Below are 16,613 nucleotides of genomic sequence, written 5' to 3' on the forward strand. Positions count from 1 at the left end.
ACAGCGCCTTGACGCAGCGCGAGCCGTGAGAATTCCCCTCCTTCAGGAGGGGGAGAAGTCAACGGGTGAGTACCGCTGCCTGAACAGGAGGCGGGCCACCGTGTAACTCTCCTTGCGTTTCGATCCCTCACCCCGTGGTCCGTCGGCGGCTCGGGCTCGACGGCCGTAGCGACAGAGCGTGACGGCGCCGGTCACGAGGACGCGCATGCACCATCTGCCCAGGGTGGCGCGAACCGCAAGCGCGTCACCAGGGCACCTCTCCCTCGTCGTCGAAGAAGCGGCCCGTCGGCCCGTCAGCCGATACGGTGGCCAGCCGGATCGCGGCGGCTGCGCCCTGCTGGGGGGTGCGCACTCCCCGGAAGCCGTTGAGGTCGGTCGCCGTGTAGCCGGGGCAGACGGCGTTGATCAGGATGTGGGTGTCGGCCAGTTCCTTGGCGTACTGCACGGTGACGGCGTTGAGGAACGTCTTCGACGGAGCGTAGGCGGCGGCGATGGGGCCCGTCTCGGCGCCAGGCGTGGTCTGGAGAGTGAGGGAGCCGACGCTGCTGGAGACGTTCACAATCCGCGGCGACGGCGAGCGGCGCAGCAGAGGGAGCAGGGCGTTGGTGACGCGGATGACGCCGATCACGTTGGTCTCCACGGCCGCCCGTACCCGGTTCACGTCGACCGTGGTGGGTTCCTGCGGTCCGCCGCCGGTGATCCCCGCATTGTTGACGAGCGCGTCGAGCCGCCCGGCCCGCTCCTCCATCAGCCGAGCCGCCGCACTCACGCTGGCGTCGTCGGTCACGTCCAGCGGCACGCCGAACGCGTCGGCTCCGGACGCGCGCAGCTTGTCCACAGCGGCCTCGCGCCGCTCCTGGTTCCGCGCGCCGATTCCGACCGACCAGCCGAGGGCGCCGAGCCCGGCGGCGATCTCGTACCCGATGCCCTTGTTGGCCCCGGTCACCAGCGCGACCTTGTGGTGCTTCACGGTGTTCGTCTCACTCATGACATCGATACTTCTCTCCCGCCGGGCGGGGCGTCCAAGACCGACTGGGTGGACGGCGATACCGTCCGGGTATCGCTCCTGGCCGCTCCGGTTAGGCTGGCGGGGTGGAGACACGTGAGCTGCGGTACTTCGTCGCGGTCGCCGAAGAGCTGCACTTCGGCCGGGCCGCGCAGCGGCTCGGGATCGCCCAACCCCCGCTGTCGCGGGCGATCGGCGGGCTCGAACGGCGCCTGGGCACCCTCCTGCTGGAACGTGGCAGCCGGGGTGTCGCCCTGACCGGGCCAGGGGCGGTGCTGCTGCGAGAGGCGCGGGCGGCGCTGGACGCCGTCGAGGCCGCCGAACGGCGCACCCGCCGGGCCGCCCTCGCGGCGACCGGCCGCCCCGCCGCGGTCCTGGCCGCGAAGGCGGGCGCCTCCGGTGAACTGCTGGCGAAACTCCTCGACGCCTACGCCGCCGAGCCCGGCGCCGTCGCCGTGGACGTCGTGCTGTGCGGACCGGGCGAGCAGGCCCGGTTGCTGCACGACGGCCGGGCCGACGTAGCCCTGCTGCATCGGCCATTCGACGACACGGCCGGCTTCGACACCGAGGACCTGCGCTCCGAGGGTCAGGTCGCGATCCTCCCGGCGGGCCACCCTCTCAGCGCCCGCCCCCACGTGCGGCTCGCCGAGGTCACCGACCTTCCCGACCTGCCCCTGCCCCGCTGGCCTCGCCCTGACGGCACCTTCCCGGACGGCCCCGGACCGCAGGTGCGCGACCACACGCAACTCACCCAGCTCATCGCCCTCGGCCGCGCCTGCGCGGTCGTGCCGGAGTCGGGCTGCACCGGCCTGCGCGAGGACCTCACCGTCGTACCGGTCCCCGACGCCCCTCACGTCACCACGGTCATCGCCTGGCCTCCACACAGCTGCTCAACGGCGGTCGCGGGGCTGGTCCGCGCCGCCACTGCTCTGTGACCGACGGCGGTGAACGCCGGGACACCGTGCAGGATTTCGGGGACAGCGTCCGGTCTGCCATCAGCTCCCGACACATTGTGCGCTACGAGGTGACTGGCCTGCACCGGCGTCGCCGGAACCACAGCCAGGCTACGTACGTCAGGGAGTGAACTCCTCGTCCAGTCGGTCGATCGCCCCGTCGGCGCCCACGTGGTACTTGAACACCAGTCCGCTGTTGGGGTTGGCCTCCAGCCAGTCGAGGAACTCCTGGACACCGATGTGCTGATTGTCGGTGCTGGCCACGATGGGGTTGGTGACGGTGATGTACGCCGCCTGGTCCATGGGCATGTAGGTCTCCTTGCCCACGGTCTCGAAGGGCGCGCCGTCTGAGTCCTTGGGGGCGCAGCCCCAGTTGCCGTACTTGACGATGAGGCTCAGCGAGCCCCCTTCGGGGGTGTAGCGGTAGACCGCCACCTCGTCAGGTGAGATAGGCATCTTGTGGTCGCAGCCGTCGTCAGCGGCCGTGCCGGAGGCGATCGGTTTGCCCGGCGCCGGTGTCGAGGAGACGGGCTTGGCGGCTGCGGACGACGATGCGCCGCCGGTGTCTGCGGGCTTTGCACCGATCGTCGGGGAAGCAGTCCCCGTACCACTGGTGGCGGCGGCCTTTGCCGTCGCCGTCTTCCCGCCGGCGGAGGTGGCGGGCGAAGTCCCGTCTCCGTTGCAAGCCGTGAGCAGCACCGCCAGGACGGCGGTGGACGCGCTGATCACAGTCGTACGGAGAGCGGTGCCGGGTCTGTGCCGGTCGGACTTCGTGGAGGTTGTCATCTCGGTCCTGTCTGGTGAGTGGCAGTTGACGGCGACTGTCTCAGGCACAAACGATTTCCGGCCAATCGGCGGTTGCCAGGTCGGCGGGCCGTTGCTGTGTCGTGACACAGCTCCACATCGCTCCTTTTGCGAACCCCGGCTGTGCAGACCACACGCGGGGGTGGGGAGGGGCCGCCATGCTTACGAGCGAGCCCTGCCATCCGGAACTCATCATCACGCGCTGCTGTTGCTTGCCAGCACAATCAGTTCTACTGAGCTTGTTGGCGTGATGTCGTGGCTGACAAGCGGTGGTTGGCGCGGTAGGCCGTTTGCATGAGGTATCCGCAAGGAGGCGGGCTGACCGCGGAACGACGGGCGTTTCGCGAGCACATCCGGATGCAGGCGGCCGAGTTGTCGCCCTTGGACACGGCAGCGCCGCGGTCGCCCAGCAGTTACGGCCCGGGCTGCATGCCGTTGTTGGACCACACTCACAGCGTGATGGTGAACGTCCCGTCGGCCGGCTTGCTCAGCCAGCCCCGCTCGGCCAGTCGGTACGGCTTGGAGCGCATCGCCTCCGAGCGGGCCGGCTCTTTGGACATCCCCAGCTCACCGCAGACCTGCTTGACCATGACCGGCGTATCCGCCCGTCGCACCACGTCCATGATCCGCTGGTAGTGCACAGGCAGGACCGTCCGTCGGTGTCGCGCTCGCGCTGCGGCACCAGCAGCACCGCGCGGCCCGCGGCCTGGCCGGCACCCTCAGGCGTCGTCCTCGTTTCGGCGTGCAGCTGCTCGGCCAGCCGACGCGCGACCCGCTCGGCGACGGTGAGTTACTCGGGCTCGTCGCGCACCTCGTGAAGCTGCTAGCTCAACTTCTCTGCCTGCAGCTCCAGTTCGGCCTTGCGGGCGTTCACGATGCCCCGGGCGATGCCCAGGCCGGCCTCCCCGCTGGCGTGCAGGCCGAAGCCGAACAGCACCGACACCAGCAGCACCGGCAGGATCTCGTTGCCGGTCAGGGCGCTGATCAGGGTGGCCGGGATGATGGCGAGGGCGAACTCGGCGAAGCCCTCGTGGGCCGTGATCGCCTCCGGCGGCAGGCCCTTGGTGGACAGGGTCGAGAGGTCGACGTGCAGACCGCTGCCCGGCTTGACGACGTAGACGACGACCAGGCCGATCACCATGGCCACGGTGGTCAGCACCTCGAAATAGACCAGAGCCTTCAGGCTCACGCGGCCGACCGCGCGGGCGTTGCCCATGGAGGCGATGCCGTGGACGACCGTGCAGAAGATGATCGGCGCGATGAGCATCTTCACCAGCGCGATGAAGCCGTCGCCGAGCGGCTTGAGGTCGGCGCCGACGGACGGCCACAGCCCGCCCACGGCGGCGCCCAGGAGGACGGCGATCAGGCACTGGATGTAGAGGTGGGACAGCATCTGGCGGATGCGGCCCGGTGGTTGGGCGACGATACCCGGGGCGGCGTCGTTGCGGCTCATGCGGGGCGTCCTTCCAGGACGGGAACGAGGAGTTCGGCTCGGGCGATGCGCCGGGCGGCGCGGTGCAGCAGCACCGTGGGGGACGCGGCGTCCGGTGCGGGGACGGCTCGGGTGGTGATCACGCCGGCGGGGGTGCCCAGGCGCAGCGTGCCGTCGGCGGTCTGCCGGGCGACGCGGTGGGCGAGGGTGCCGGGGGTGGCGGCGGCCGCGGTCAGGGCCACGGCGGAGGTCAGGCCGATCGCCGGGTGTGGGGCGTGCATGGAGACCATGCGTACGGCCAGGTCGTACTCGTCCTGGTTGACGAGTGTGCCCTGTGTGGTGCGGTAGGGGGCGGGTCGGGCGACGATGCCCGCCTTCGGCACCGCGTGGCTGACCGGATCGCCCTCGCGGGCCAGGCCCATGGCCAGCGCTGCTTGGCGGCGCAGCAGGGTCAGCGCGGGCACGGCAGTGGCGAACGCGAGGAGGGATTCCGTGCCATCGAGGCCGAAGGCCTTGGCCTCGAACAGCGCGGCCGGTGCGCCGGCGTCCACCAGGGATGCCTCGACGGGACCGTCCGGGCCGGTCAGCTCGTCCAGTGCCCGGCCGGTCGGCAGTGCGCGGCCGGTCGTCGAGCCCGCCGGGTCCTCAAACCCGAGCAGGACCGGCACGCCTTGTGCCGAGGTACCCGGGACCACGGCCGTGCCCTCCTCCGGGGCCGCGCCCGCGGGGGTGGGGATCGTGCCGGTGAGGCGGGCCCCGGTGTTGACGTTGAGCATGCGGACCGTGGTGGTGTCCGACGCGATCGGCACGAGCTTGTGGTGGACGGCGTACAGGGCCACGGCGGTGGCGCAGTTGCCGCAGTTGCTGGCCCACTCCACGCGCTCGTCGCCGATGCCGACCTGTGCGAAGGCGTACTCGACATCCACACCGGGTTGGGTCGACGCCTGTACGACGGCGGCCTTGGAGGTGGTGGAGGAAGCGCCGCCCACGCCGTCGATCTGGCGGGGGTCGGCGGCGTTGAAGGCGGCGAGCAGCAGGGCATCGACGTCCACGCCCATGGCGACCACGTCGCGGTGGTCGAAGATCCAGCACTTGCTGGTTCCTCCGCGGATCATCTCGCCCTGCAGACGCAGCACAACTGGCTCCTCACAGACGTGGAAGGGGAAGCCCACCGGCGGTCTCGCCGTGCGTGGTGTCCTCCACGGTGGGTGACGGCAGCGTGAAGTACGATCTCGGAAATCTGCATGGCTATTAAGGTGAAGTGAACGCTGGAGGGAGCGGCATGCTCGACGTCCGGCGCATCCTGTTGTTCACGGAGGTCGCCCGGCGCGGCTCGGTGACCGCGACCGCCCGCGCCCTCAACTACACCCCGTCAGCGGTATCGCAGCAGATCAGCCGCCTGGAAACGGAGGCAGGGCAGCCCCTGTTGGAACGCCATGCCCGGGGTGTCACCCTCACCGACGCCGGACGGGCGCTGGCCGAACGAGGGCAACGGATCGAACGCGAACTGCGGGCCGCGGAGAACGAACTCGCCGACTACGCCGGTCTGCGCGCGGGCACACTGCGCATCGGTACCTTCCCCACGGTCGGCGCCTCGCTCCTCCCGCAGGCCGTGATCGCCTTCCGGGACGCCCACCCCGACGTACGGCTGACCGTCCGCAGCGCCCGCATCGCCGGCCTCGGGGCGATGCTGGAGAAACGGGAGGTCGAGATGTCGCTGATGTGGGACTACGACTGGAGTCGGATCGACCGGGAGGACATCGTCGTCACCCCACTCCTCGATGACCCGCCTGCCCTTCTCGTCAGCGACCACCATCCACTCGCCGGCCGTGACGCCGCCTCGCTCGCCGACTTCGCAGACGACCCCTGGATCACCCGCGCCGACCATCACCCGGTGGCCGAAGCCCTCGTCCGCGGCTGCCGCGCGGTCGGCTTCGAGCCCCACATCGCCTACGAGGCCCACGACTACCAGGAAGCCCAGGCCATGGTCGCCGCCGGTATCGGCGTCGCCCTCGCCCCCACCCTGGCCCTGGAGGGCATCCGACCCGGCGTCGACGTCCTGCCCCTGCAGCCGCCGGCCCCCATCCGCCGCATCCTCCTGGTTCGCATGGCCGACCACTCGCTCACCCCCGCCGCTCTGACCTTCGCCGGACTCCTCCGCGACGCCGCTGCGGCCCGAACCCTCTGACACCGAACCGCGCCCACCGGTCAGGGAACCGCGCTCACCGCGGGAACCCAGGCCCCCGCATTTCGGTGTTGGACGTGGGCAGCGGGCGGAGAGCTTGTCGCGGTAGCGGCCCTCGCGGCGGATGCGGTCCAGCGCCTTGTTGCGGGCGCAGGTCAGCAGCCAGGCGCCGGGCCGGCGCGGTGGTCCGGCGGCCGGCCAGTGCTCAAGGGCCTCGACCACCGCTTCGGCGACCATCTCCTCGGCGAGGTCGAAGTCGCCCAGGGGGCGGACCAGGCTGGCTTCCTCCGTGCTCGTGATGTTTCTTCATCCTCACGACGAACGAGGCGGCGCCAAAGGGCAGGTCCGGTGCGCCGAAATCCTCGGCCGGTCAGCTGCTGACGTCGATCCGGTAGCGGGTGGCCAGGGCGGCGACGTCCTGGATCCGGCCGGACATTGTCGGGCTTCAGCGACGTGTATTGCCACGGGAGACTCTTCGCAGGTCCGAACTGCATGGCCGACATCCGTGAGTTCATCCGGCTTTCGGGCGACGTGCCGGAGTAGTGGCGGCTTCACCGGTTCCAGCGGGCGCCGCGGGGCACCGGTGCGAGTCTTCCCGCCCGTTCACCTGGCGGTTCGAGTGGTTGCAGATCGGGGAGATCCGCAGCCGCGTCGTCGACGGTGAGGTCGCGCACATCAAGGGGACCTTGAAGATCGGCTTCCGGGCGAGGAGTGGACGCGGCCGCGGCCCGCGCGCGCCGCTGCCGGTCCTGAGGGGAGTCGGACGACGGTGGTGACGGCTGACGCCCAGCTACGGACGCCTCTTGCCGCGCGGACGGAGAGCACGCCGCTATTCAACCGATTGGTTGACAGGTCGGAACCCTGCCCGTATGGTATTTAACCAATCGGTTGAATACGGGAGGTGTGAAGTGGCCGACGACCGGCTGTCGCTGGTGTTCTCCGCACTGGCCGACCCCACTCGGCGCGACATCGTGGCCCGACTCGCCGCCGGGGACATCACAGTCAACGAACTGGCCGAGCCGTACGACGTCACGGTGCAGGCCGTGTCCAAGCACATAAAGGTCCTGGAGGACGCCGGTCTGGTCAGCCGCAGCAGAGTCGCCCAGCGGCGGCCCTGCCACCTCGAGACAGAGGTCTTCGATCTGATGACGAAGTGGATCGAGCGTTATCGGCGCGAGGCGGAGGACCGTTTCCGCCGTCTCGATGCCCTCCTTGAACAGATGGGCGAGCAGCCGGCGAAAGACACCTCGGCGAAAGAGGCGGCATCATGAGCACCACCGACGCGCACCACCGCAACGAGACGCGGATCGTGGCAGACCCGGATCTGCCCACCATCCTGATCATCCGGGAGTTCGATGCTCCGCCGGAGCGCGTGTTCCGGGCATACACCGACCCCGATCTGGTGGTCCAGTGGCTCGGCCCACGTCGGCTCACGATGCGGATCGACCGTTATGACGCGCGCAGCGGTGGCTCCTATCGCTATGTGCATCGTGACGACGACGGAACCGAGTACGGCTTCCACGGTGTGTTCCACGAGGTGCGCCCCAACGAGCGCATCGTGCAGACCTTCACCTATGAGGGCTTTCCCGACGGCGTCAGTCTGGAGACGGCCGTCTTCGAGGACCTCGGTGGCCGCACCCGGGTCACCGGCAAGTCGCTCATGGACTCCATCGAAGCCCGCGATTCGATGCTCAAGAGCGGCATGGATCACGGCGTCCGCGAAGGCCACGAGCGGCTTGACGAACTGCTCGGCGGCCAACAGGGCAACAGCACCGATCGACACACCGAGACAGGATCTTGATCATGGCGAGAACAGCAGCCGACGAACACCGCACTGTGGCGGGCGCATTCACCGACCGCGTACGCGGCACGGATCCTGAGGCATGGGACAACCCGGCGCCGTGCGAGGGATGGGCCGCCCGGGACGTCGTCCGTCACCTCGTCGAGTGGTTCCCCGCCTTCCTGAAAGCCGGCGCCGGAGTCGAACTCCCGAAAGGGCCCTCGGTGGATGACGACCCGGTGGCCGCCTGGTCGATGCACCGCGATGGGGTGCAGGCCCTCCTCGACGATCCGGACACCGCACACAAGTTGCTGTCGAACCCGCACATCGGAGAGATCCCACTGGACCAGGCGGTCGACCGGTTCTACACCGCCGATGTCTTCATGCACACCTGGGACCTGGCACGGGCCACCGGCCAGGACGAACACCTCGATGCCGCCAAATGCGCCCAGTTGCTTGACGGGATGCTGCCGCTCGACGACGTGCTCCGGGCGAGCGGACAGTACGGACCGCGGGTCGAGGTGCCGGAGAGCGCCGACGTCCAGACTCGCTTGCTCGCCTTCATCGGCCGCAAGCCCTGACGAGCCGGAAGACACCGTCGGCGGGGTCGGCGCCTCCGTGCTCGCTCCCGTCGCCCATGTTCGGCTGCGTCATGCTGAGGTACCGCACGCCCGAGCCGGTGAACGAGAACTCGGCGTAGTTGCCCGCGGTGCTCGTGACCTTCTCGGACCCGTTCATGTCCTTCGTGTCGTTCCAGTTCGACCAGGTCCCGGAGTAGGTCACGCCCGCGGCCTTGTCGTCGACGTGGTTCCAGCGCTGCCGCACGAGCGCCTTCGACGCGGCGGACGCGTTCCCCTGGGCGTCCACGACGTAGAGGTGGTAGTCACCCACCACCTTCGGGACGCTGATGCTCCATCTGACGGTCCGGCGGACAACTCCCCACGCCCGTAGTCGGTGGTCTACGGCTGAGGGCGGCCTTGTCAACTCGTGGACTACGACGACCTGCCCTGCGAGCCGCGGGTCCTTCAGCCTGCGCTCGTAGGAGTCGTGCACTCGGTTCGCGGAGTGGCCCAGTCCGGACCTGCGGCACTGGCTGCCCGGCCTCTGGCCGCCGCCAGTACCGAGTACCGTCACCGAACCCCGCAGTCACAGGAGGGGCCGAGTAGCGAGCTGACGGTGCGTCTTCCCGGCTGCGAGACGGGAGGCATAGGTGGTCTGACGCGAATACGGGCCCGCGCGTTCGAACATCGCGTCCGGCCGCGAACCACTGGGGTGTCACCCCGGTGCGAGTGCAGCGGGTTTCGGGTTTCGTGTGCGCATGCCGGGTCAGTACACCCACACAAGAGAGGCCCAGCCATGACCGTCCCGCTTCCCGTGGTGTTCATCCACGGCCTTTGGCTGCACAGCACCTCCTGGCGACCGTGGATCGATCTGTTCCGCGCGGAGGGCTACGATCCCTCGGCACCCGGGTGGCCCGGCGACCCCGACACCGTCGAGGAAGCGCGTCAGAACCCCGAGAGCGTCGCCGGATACGGCATCGACGACGTCGTGGAACACTACGCGGCCCTGATCGAGGCCCTGCCCGCGCGGCCCATCGTGATCGGTCACTCCTTCGGCGGGATGATCGCCCAGAAGCTGCTCGGCCAGGACCGCGCCGCCGCCGCGGTCGCGATCGACGCCGCACAGATCAAGGGCGTTCTGCCCCTGCCGCTGTCCGCACTGAAGGCGACGCTCCCGGTCTTCAAGAACCCGGCCAACAAGCGCCGGTCGGTCTCCCTGACCCCGGAGCAGTTCCGGTTCGCCTTCGGCAACGCCATCGCGGAGGAGGAATCGGCGGCCCTGTACGAGCGCTGGACCATCCCCGCGCCGGGCAAGCCGCTCTACGAGGCCGCCGCCGCCAACTTCAACCCCCACTCGCCCGCGAAGGTCGACACGGACAACAGCGGACGTGGCCCGCTGCTGCTCATCTCCGGCGGCAAGGATCACACGGTCCCCGAGGTCGTCACCCGGGCCACCCTCAAGCAGTACCGGCACTCCGAGGCCGTCACCGACATCATCAACTTCCCCGACCGCGGGCACTCCCTGACGATCGACGGCGGCTGGCACGAGGTCGCGGACACCGTTCTCACCTGGCTGCGCCAGCAGAGTCCGGAGGCGACACGATGACGTCGACCTCCCGGGGCACCGCACACCACGGTGCCGACACGGGTCTCGCCGGGCGGACCGTCGTGGTCACCGGTGCCGGGCGCGGCATCGGACTGGCCGTGGTCGAGGCCTTCCTTGCGGCCGGCTCCCGCGTCGTCGCCGGATCGAGGGAACGTACCGAAGCCCTCGACGCGCTGGTGAAGCAGGGTGCCGAACTCACCGTCGTGGAAGTCGACCTGGCGACCTCCGACGGTCCGGCCGCGCTGGTCGCCGAAGCCGTAGCGGTCCACCGCGGTGTCGACGTCCTCGTGAACAACGTCGGCGCGGTACGGCCGCGGGTCGACGGCTTCCTGAGTGTGACGGACGAGGACTGGGAGTGGACGTTCACGGTCAATTTCATGGCCGCCGTCCGCACCACCCGGGCCGCCCTGCCACACCTGCTCGCCGCCGGCGCGGGACGCATCGTCACCGTCTCTTCCGTCAACGCCAGGCTGCCGGACCCGCTGGTCATCGACTACGGCGCGGCCAAGGCAGCGCTGACCAACTTCTGCAAGGCCCTGTCCAAGGAGGTGGGGCCGCACGGCGTGCGGGTGAACACCATTGGTCCCGGCCCGGTGGAGACGGCGCTGTGGCAGGGCGCCGACGGTGTCGCCGCCACGGTCGGTGAGTCCCGGGGCGTCGATCCCCGTGAGGTGGCCCGCGGGGCGGCAGGCCAGTCGCTGACCGGCCGCTTCACCCGTCCAGCCGAGGTGGCCGACCTCGTTCTCTACCTCGCCGGTCCTGCGGCGGCGAACATCACCGGCGCCGACTTCATCATCGACGGCGGCCTCGTCGAGTCCCTCTGACCCGCCGTCAGGGCACGGGCCGCCACCCGCAGGACATCGCCGACAACGCACGATTCCAGAAGAAGCCCCTCACCATGCCGGTGCTCGCTAACGGCGCTTCCGGCAGCCTCGGTTCGTCCGTCGCGAAGCAGGTGCGCCACTACGCAACCCAGGTCACCCCGGCCGTCGTCCGCGACTCCGGCCACTGGATCTATGAGGAGCGCCCCGAAGACATGACCGACATGCTGCTGCATTTCCTGGGCGAGCACCGATGACGTCAGGAGCGAAAGTGACCCGGTTCTTCCCGACCCTCGACCCTACGGCCGAACGCGAACCCTTCTGGTTCCTCGGCGGCCAGGCCAGGATCCTGCTGCCCGGCAGCGCGACCGACAACCGGCTCAGCCTGATGGAGTTCGCCGACCCCGTCGGCCACGCACCCCCGCACCATGTCCACGAGGACGAGGAGGAGGTCTGGTTCGTCCTCGACGGCGAGGTGACGTTCTTCGTCGGCGACCAGCGCCACGACCTGGTGCCCGGACAGGTCGCGTACGGGCCGCGCGGCGTCCCGCACAGCTATCTGGTGCGCTCGCCGGCAGGGGCGCGGATCGCGGTGCTGTTCAGCCCGGCCTGCATAGAGGAGTACTTCAGGGCCAACGGCACCCCCGTCGCCGAAGCGGAGGACCTGCCGCCGGAGTTCGATCTCGCGGCGGTCGTGGCCTCCGCCGAGGCCTTCCATCTGCGCGTCACCGGACCACCGCCGTCCTTGTGAGTCAGACCGCCCCGCGAGAGCGGGAACGACGAGGAGCACAGCCATGACCGGCACCGAACTTGTCCTCGTCCGTCCTTCGGCGCGCGCCGCGCGCCGCAAGAAGCCGATGCTCTCGGCGATGGTCGCCGCGGCGCTGCTCGCGATCCCGGCACTGACCGCCGCCACGCCCACCGGCGCCGCAACCGCCGCCGAGGCGGCCGCGGAGTCAACAGCACCGAGCACCCCAAGGCCCACCGTGGTCCTCGTCCACGGCGCGTTCGCCGACTCGTCGAGCTGGGACGCGGTCATATCGCGGCTCCAGCGGGAGGGCTGTCCGGTCATCGGTGTCGCCAACCCGCTCCGTGGCCTGGCCGGCGACTCGGCCTACCTGTCCAGTGTCCTGGACACCATTGCGGGCCCGGTCATCCTGGTCGGCCACTCCTACGGAGGCGCCGTCATCACCGACGCCGCGGTCGGCCACCCCAATGTGAAGGCCCTGGTCTACATCGCCGCGTTCGCCCCCGACCAGGGCGAGTCCGGCCTGGCGATCCTCGGAAAGTACCCGGGCAGCCAGCTCCCACCGGCGCTGACGGTCCGCTCCTTCCCGGGTGGCCAGGACGCCTACGTCAACCCCGCGGACTTCCGCCAGGTCTTCGCCGCCGACGTACCGGCCGGCAAGGCCCGCCTGATGGCGGCCGGGCAACGGCCGGTGGCACTGGCCGCCTTCGAGGAACCCAGCAGCACGCCGGCATGGAAGAGCATTCCTTCCTGGTTCCTGGTCGCAGGCGCCGACCACGCCATGCCACCCGCTGCCGAGCAGGCGATGGCCCAGCGCGCGGGCTCGCACACCGAGGTGATCCGCACCGCCTCGCACGCGGTCCTCGTCTCCCACCCCGAAGCGACCGCGCACCTCATCGAAACCGCCGCCCGCGCCACCTCCTGACCCGGCATCAACCCCGACAGGACCGGCGCCATCCAGCACCACTGAAGCCACTGTCATCCGTCAAGCTCCGAAGGGAACCCACATGCCCTACATCACCGTCGGACAGGAGAACTCCACCGACATCGAGCTGTATTACGAGGACCACGGCAGCGGACAACCCGTTGTCCTGATCCACGGCTACCCGCTCGACGGCCACTCCTGGGAGAAACAGCTCCCGGCCCTGCTCGACGCCGGCCACCGGGTCATCACCTACGACCGGCGCGGCTTCGGCCGCTCCTCGCAGCCGACCACGGGCTACGACTACGACACCTTCGCCGCCGACCTCGACACACTCCTGACCGAGCTCGACCTCACCGACGCCGTACTCGTCGGATTCTCCATGGGCACGGGAGAAGTCGGCCGCTACCTCGGCACGTACGGCTCACAGCGCGTCGCCAAGGCCGCCTTCCTGGCCTCCCTCGAACCCTTCCTGCTCAAGACCGACGACAACCCGGGCGGCGTCGACCAGTCCGTCTTCGACGGAATCCTGGCGGCGGTCACCAAAGACCGCTACGCCTACTTCACCGCCTTCTACGAGGCGTTCTACAACCTCGACGACACGCTCGGCAGCCGCATCAGCGAAGAGGCCGTGCGGGCCAGCTGGAACGTGGCGGCGGGGGCATCGGCGTACGCCTCGGTGGCGTGCGTGCCCACCTGGCTCACCGACTTCCGCGCCGACGTCGCCAAGATCGACGTACCGACGTTGATACTGCACGGCACGGCAGACCGGATCCTGCCGGTCGACGCCACCGGCCGGCCCTTCCACGCACTGCTGCCTTCGGCCCAGTACGTCGAGGTCGAGGGCGCCCCGCACGGTCTGCTGTGGACGCACGCCGAGGAGGTGAACGCCGCGCTGCTGGCCTTCCTGAGCAAGTGACGCCGGTCGATGACACCGGCCTGAGGGCGAGTCAGCCTTCGGTCGCCGGGCCCTGTTCGCCGATCGCGCGGGGGATCTGCCTGCGGGAGGTGATGCCGAGCTTGCGGAACACCCTGCTCAGATGGAACTCGACGGTCGACGCCGTGACGAACAACCTGGTCGCGATCTCCGTGTTGGTCAGCCCGGCGGCCGCCATGGAGGCCACCTGCCGTTCCCGCGAAGTGAGATCGAACCTGGTCTCCTCGGACCGCCTGCGGGCCCTCGCCCCGGTGGCGAGAAGCTCCAGCCGGGCACGCTCGGCGTACGGCACCGCACCGAAGGCGTCGAATCTCTCGTACGCGGCACGCAACTGCGTCCTGGCGTCGGAGCGCCGCCTGCAGCGGCGCAGCCACTCCCCGAACAGGAGCCGCGCGCGGGCCTGTTCCAGGGCCAGTGGACTCTGATGGAGCAAGTCGAGCGACTCCTGGTAGAACTTCTCCGCGTCGTCGCCGTCGGCCGTCAGTGCCCGTCCCAGGGCCAGGCTGCCCAGTGCCCAAGGGGTGGCGGCGAGCGGGGCACGTTCCTCCAGCCGGGCCACGGCTTCGCTCGCGCCGGCTCGGTCGCCGGTACGGACACAGGCCTCGACGAGCTGCGTCAGGACGAGGTTGCCGCAGGCCGGTGGGTCCTTCTCGAAGACCGTGCGCGCGTGCTTCAGCGCCTGCCCGTAGCGGCCCTGGCCCAGCTCGAACAGGGTCAGGGCGTGCTGCGCCAGGAGTTGGAGCACGCCGTGGCCCATGCTCCTCATCTCCGCGGTCCGCCGCACTGCCGAGCGCAGCTCCACCTCCTGGCCGGTCAGGGCGAACAGATGGAGCCGGTTGATGTCCCCGCCGCCGGGGAAGCCGGTGTCGGCAGCGATGTCGTCGAACTCGGCGTAGCGGACCTCCGCCTCCCTGAACCGCCCGTCCCACAGGTCGTAGCGCGCCTGGACGAGCAGCGTGATGCTCAGCGCGTACAGCGCGCCGGTGCCGCGGTCGGCCGCCGCCAGGCGGTCGGTGAGGTCACGCCCGGCCTGGACCTCCCACAGATCGTCGCAAGCCATGGACAGCATCACCGCGAAGGGACTGCGCGAGTCACCGATCCCGCCGCCGCGCCGCAACCCGTCCAGTGCGGTGCGCAGCGCGGGCGCGCCGTGCTCGAACCCTCCGGCCACTCGACGCGCCAGACCCTCCATCAGAAGGTCGCGGCCGTCCGCGGTGTGCTGCCGCGCGGCGATGGCGGCCGCCGCGACGTCGGCCGGCGATGTGCCCTGCGTGCAGTCATGGGCGACCAGTGCGGCGTGGAGCGCCTCGCAGAGCAGCTCCCAGGACAGCCCCGGGTCCCGGGAGCCGAGCCTGGTCACCGCGTCCATGAGCATCGCGGGGACGTCGGCCACGGCGATCCTGAACATCTGTGCGGTCGCCCGTATCCGCAGCTCGCGTGCGCCCAGTACCGGGCCACGGATGTCGGCGGCCGCGAGATCCAGTGCGGTCTGTGCCGCCGACGGGTCGCCGGACATCAGATGCGCCTGCGCCGCGTCGAGCAGCCGCTCGGCTCGTGTGTCGGGGGCCTTGGTGAAGGCCGCGGCGCGCGAGAGGAACAGGGCTTGCTGGGAGTAGCCGCCGCGGGAGCGGGCCCGCTCGGAGGCCGCTGCGAGATCGTCGGCGATTCCGTCGTCCACGCCCTCGGCGGCTTCGGCCCGGTGCCAGGCGCGGCGGTCGGCGTCGCGTACGGGGTCGCAGGCCGCGGCGAGTGCCGTGTGCACCCGGCGCAGTTCCTCGGGTCGGGCTCCTGCGTACAGCGTCGAGCGGATCAGGGGATGGCGGAACGCCGGCGGCGCGTCCCGGCCGAGGATTCCGGCAGCGATCGCCGGCTGCACGGCGCGGGCCGACAGGCCCAGCCGCCCGGCGGCCCGCCACATCATCGCCGTGTCGCCCGCGGGGACCGTGGCGAGGAGCAGCAACAGGGTCGTGGTCTCGGGCGGCAGGGCGTGGACCAGGCGTCGGAAATGGCCTTCGAGCAGCCGGCTGACCGGCAGCGGATCGGGCAACGGCGCGATACCGGCCAGTTGTTCGGCGGCGAGGGCGTCGGTCAGCTCCAGCAGGGCGAGCGGATTGCCGCCGGTGCCGGCGACGATCCGCTCGGCCACCGCTGTATCCACCCGTCGGGTGGCGAAGGAGAGCAGGGCCTTGGCCTCCGCCGCCGGCAGGCCGGTCACGCAGTGCACACTCAACGCTTCGAACAGTCCGGTGTCCTCGGGCCCGTCCCGGAGGGCGATGATCACGCCCAGCGAGTCGGCATGCAGGCGGCGAGCGGTGAACGCGAGCGCCTCGGCCGACTCCCGGTCCAGCCAGTGAGCGTCGTCCACCAGCAACAACAGCGGCTGCTCGGCGGCGGCGTCCGACAACAGCGTCAGCGTCGCAAGTCCGACCAGATAGCGGTCCGCGGGCGGCCCCGCCACCAGGCCCAGGGCCGCGTCCAGCGCGGCCCGCTGGGGCCCGGGCAGCCGGTCCGTCCGGTTCAGGAACGGCCGCAGCAACCGGTGCAGCGCGCCGAAGCCGAGACCGGTCTCGGTCTCGACCGGGGTCAGGCGGATCACGCGAAGATCCGCGGCCCGCTGGGCGGCGTACTTCAGCAGCCGGGTCTTGCCGATCCCGGCCTCGCCGCTCAGCACGAGGACGGCGCTGAGGCCGTCGCGCACGGCGTCGAGCAGACGGCCGATGGCTTCGCGCTCGGTGTGGCGGCCGACCATCGGCGGCCCGGATGCATGGTGGACGTCGTTCCACGCCATGGGACCGATCCCCCCTGTCGATGTGCTGACGTGGGGAACGCTAGGAGCGCCGCGCGGGCGGTATCGAGCGT

At 70.3% G+C, this 16,613-nt stretch carries 17 protein-coding genes and 2 pseudogenes; 11 read left to right on the plus strand and 8 right to left on the minus strand.

Annotated features, from left to right (window positions below; all coding sequences use genetic code 11):
- Positions 1–244: 244 nt before the first annotated feature.
- Positions 245–988, minus strand: a complete 744-nt coding sequence (locus ABZ880_RS26590; RefSeq protein ID WP_361267328.1) for an SDR family oxidoreductase — start codon at positions 986–988, stop codon at positions 245–247.
- Between the two features lie 104 nt (positions 989–1,092).
- On the opposite strand from ABZ880_RS26590, the gene ABZ880_RS26595 reads away from it, so the two are divergent.
- Positions 1,093–1,941 carry a LysR family transcriptional regulator gene (locus ABZ880_RS26595; protein ID WP_361267330.1) on the plus strand — a complete coding sequence of 283 codons (849 nt, stop codon included), beginning with the start codon at positions 1,093–1,095 and terminating at the stop codon, positions 1,939–1,941.
- A gap of 138 nt (positions 1,942–2,079) precedes the next feature.
- On the opposite strand, the gene ABZ880_RS26600 is transcribed toward ABZ880_RS26595, so the two are convergent.
- The 4 genes and pseudogenes from ABZ880_RS26600 to ABZ880_RS26615 form a co-directional block, all read right to left on the minus strand.
- The gene (locus ABZ880_RS26600; protein ID WP_361267332.1) at positions 2,080–2,745 is read right to left on the minus strand and encodes a hypothetical protein; all 666 of its coding nucleotides are present in this window, start codon (positions 2,743–2,745) and stop codon (positions 2,080–2,082) included.
- Between the two features lie 467 nt (positions 2,746–3,212).
- A complete protein-coding gene (locus ABZ880_RS26605) occupies positions 3,213–3,386 on the minus strand; it encodes a hypothetical protein (RefSeq protein ID WP_361267334.1) in 174 nt (57 codons plus the stop codon).
- Positions 3,387–3,637: 251 nt separating this feature from the next.
- Positions 3,638–4,216 (minus strand): annotated as a pseudogene (locus ABZ880_RS26610) (cation:dicarboxylase symporter family transporter); the annotation flags it as partial.
- Positions 4,213–5,331: a PrpF domain-containing protein gene (locus ABZ880_RS26615; protein WP_361267336.1), complete on the minus strand. Its 1,119-nt coding sequence runs from the start codon at positions 5,329–5,331 to the stop codon at positions 4,213–4,215. The pseudogene ABZ880_RS26610 and the gene ABZ880_RS26615, both read right to left, overlap by 4 nt.
- 146 nt (positions 5,332–5,477) lie before the next feature.
- On the opposite strand from ABZ880_RS26615, the gene ABZ880_RS26620 reads away from it, so the two are divergent.
- Positions 5,478–6,383, plus strand: a complete 906-nt coding sequence (locus ABZ880_RS26620; RefSeq protein WP_361267338.1) for a LysR family transcriptional regulator — start codon at positions 5,478–5,480, stop codon at positions 6,381–6,383.
- 117 nt (positions 6,384–6,500) lie between these two features.
- On the opposite strand, the pseudogene ABZ880_RS26625 reads toward ABZ880_RS26620, so the two are convergent.
- Positions 6,501–6,680: pseudogene (locus tag ABZ880_RS26625) on the minus strand (sigma factor); the annotation flags it as partial.
- 608 nt (positions 6,681–7,288) lie between these two features.
- Between ABZ880_RS26625 and ABZ880_RS26630 the strand changes: the two are divergent.
- The 3 genes from ABZ880_RS26630 to ABZ880_RS26640 are packed head-to-tail and all read left to right on the plus strand — an operon-like array spanning position 7,289 to position 8,741.
- Positions 7,289–7,651 carry a metalloregulator ArsR/SmtB family transcription factor gene (locus ABZ880_RS26630; protein ID WP_361267340.1) on the plus strand — a complete coding sequence of 121 codons (363 nt, stop codon included), beginning with the start codon at positions 7,289–7,291 and terminating at the stop codon, positions 7,649–7,651.
- Positions 7,648–8,181 carry an SRPBCC family protein gene (locus ABZ880_RS26635; RefSeq protein ID WP_361267342.1) on the plus strand — a complete coding sequence of 178 codons (534 nt, stop codon included), beginning with the start codon at positions 7,648–7,650 and terminating at the stop codon, positions 8,179–8,181. The genes ABZ880_RS26630 and ABZ880_RS26635 overlap by 4 nt, the downstream gene beginning before the upstream one ends.
- 2 nt (positions 8,182–8,183) lie before the next feature.
- Positions 8,184–8,741 carry a TIGR03086 family metal-binding protein gene (locus tag ABZ880_RS26640; protein ID WP_361267344.1) on the plus strand — a complete coding sequence of 186 codons (558 nt, stop codon included), beginning with the start codon at positions 8,184–8,186 and terminating at the stop codon, positions 8,739–8,741.
- On the opposite strand, the gene ABZ880_RS26645 is transcribed toward ABZ880_RS26640, so the two are convergent.
- The gene (locus ABZ880_RS26645) at positions 8,722–9,054 is read right to left on the minus strand and encodes a hypothetical protein (RefSeq protein ID WP_361267346.1); all 333 of its coding nucleotides are present in this window, start codon (positions 9,052–9,054) and stop codon (positions 8,722–8,724) included. The genes ABZ880_RS26640 and ABZ880_RS26645 overlap by 20 nt on opposite strands.
- A gap of 462 nt (positions 9,055–9,516) precedes the next feature.
- On the opposite strand from ABZ880_RS26645, the gene ABZ880_RS26650 reads away from it, so the two are divergent.
- From ABZ880_RS26650 to ABZ880_RS26675, 6 genes are all read left to right on the plus strand, one after another.
- Positions 9,517–10,326, plus strand: coding sequence for an alpha/beta hydrolase (locus tag ABZ880_RS26650; protein WP_361267348.1), 810 nt, complete (start codon positions 9,517–9,519; stop codon positions 10,324–10,326).
- Complete coding sequence (locus ABZ880_RS26655) at positions 10,323–11,150, plus strand: SDR family NAD(P)-dependent oxidoreductase (protein WP_361267350.1); 828 nt, start codon at positions 10,323–10,325, stop codon at positions 11,148–11,150. Before ABZ880_RS26650 ends, ABZ880_RS26655 begins: the two co-directional genes overlap by 4 nt.
- A 74-nt stretch (positions 11,151–11,224) precedes the next feature.
- Positions 11,225–11,404: a hypothetical protein gene (locus tag ABZ880_RS26660; protein ID WP_361267352.1), complete on the plus strand. Its 180-nt coding sequence runs from the start codon at positions 11,225–11,227 to the stop codon at positions 11,402–11,404.
- Between the two features lie 14 nt (positions 11,405–11,418).
- The gene (locus ABZ880_RS26665) at positions 11,419–11,898 is read left to right on the plus strand and encodes a cupin domain-containing protein (RefSeq protein ID WP_361267354.1); all 480 of its coding nucleotides are present in this window, start codon (positions 11,419–11,421) and stop codon (positions 11,896–11,898) included.
- A gap of 43 nt (positions 11,899–11,941) precedes the next feature.
- Positions 11,942–12,820 (plus strand): alpha/beta hydrolase, encoded by an 879-nt coding sequence (locus ABZ880_RS26670; RefSeq protein WP_361267356.1) that lies wholly within the window; start codon positions 11,942–11,944, stop codon positions 12,818–12,820.
- 82 nt (positions 12,821–12,902) lie between these two features.
- Entirely contained in the window at positions 12,903–13,736 is an 834-nt protein-coding gene (locus tag ABZ880_RS26675; protein ID WP_361267358.1) for an alpha/beta hydrolase, read from the plus strand.
- A 31-nt stretch (positions 13,737–13,767) separates the two neighbouring features.
- Here ABZ880_RS26675 and ABZ880_RS26680 read toward each other — a convergent pair whose 3' ends face one another.
- Positions 13,768–16,542 carry an AAA family ATPase gene (locus tag ABZ880_RS26680; RefSeq protein WP_361267360.1) on the minus strand — a complete coding sequence of 925 codons (2,775 nt, stop codon included), beginning with the start codon at positions 16,540–16,542 and terminating at the stop codon, positions 13,768–13,770.
- Between the last annotated feature and the right edge of the window lie 71 nt (positions 16,543–16,613).

The organism is Streptomyces sp. NPDC047043 (genome assembly GCF_040644055.1).
Taxonomy (GTDB): domain Bacteria; phylum Actinomycetota; class Actinomycetes; order Streptomycetales; family Streptomycetaceae; genus Streptomyces.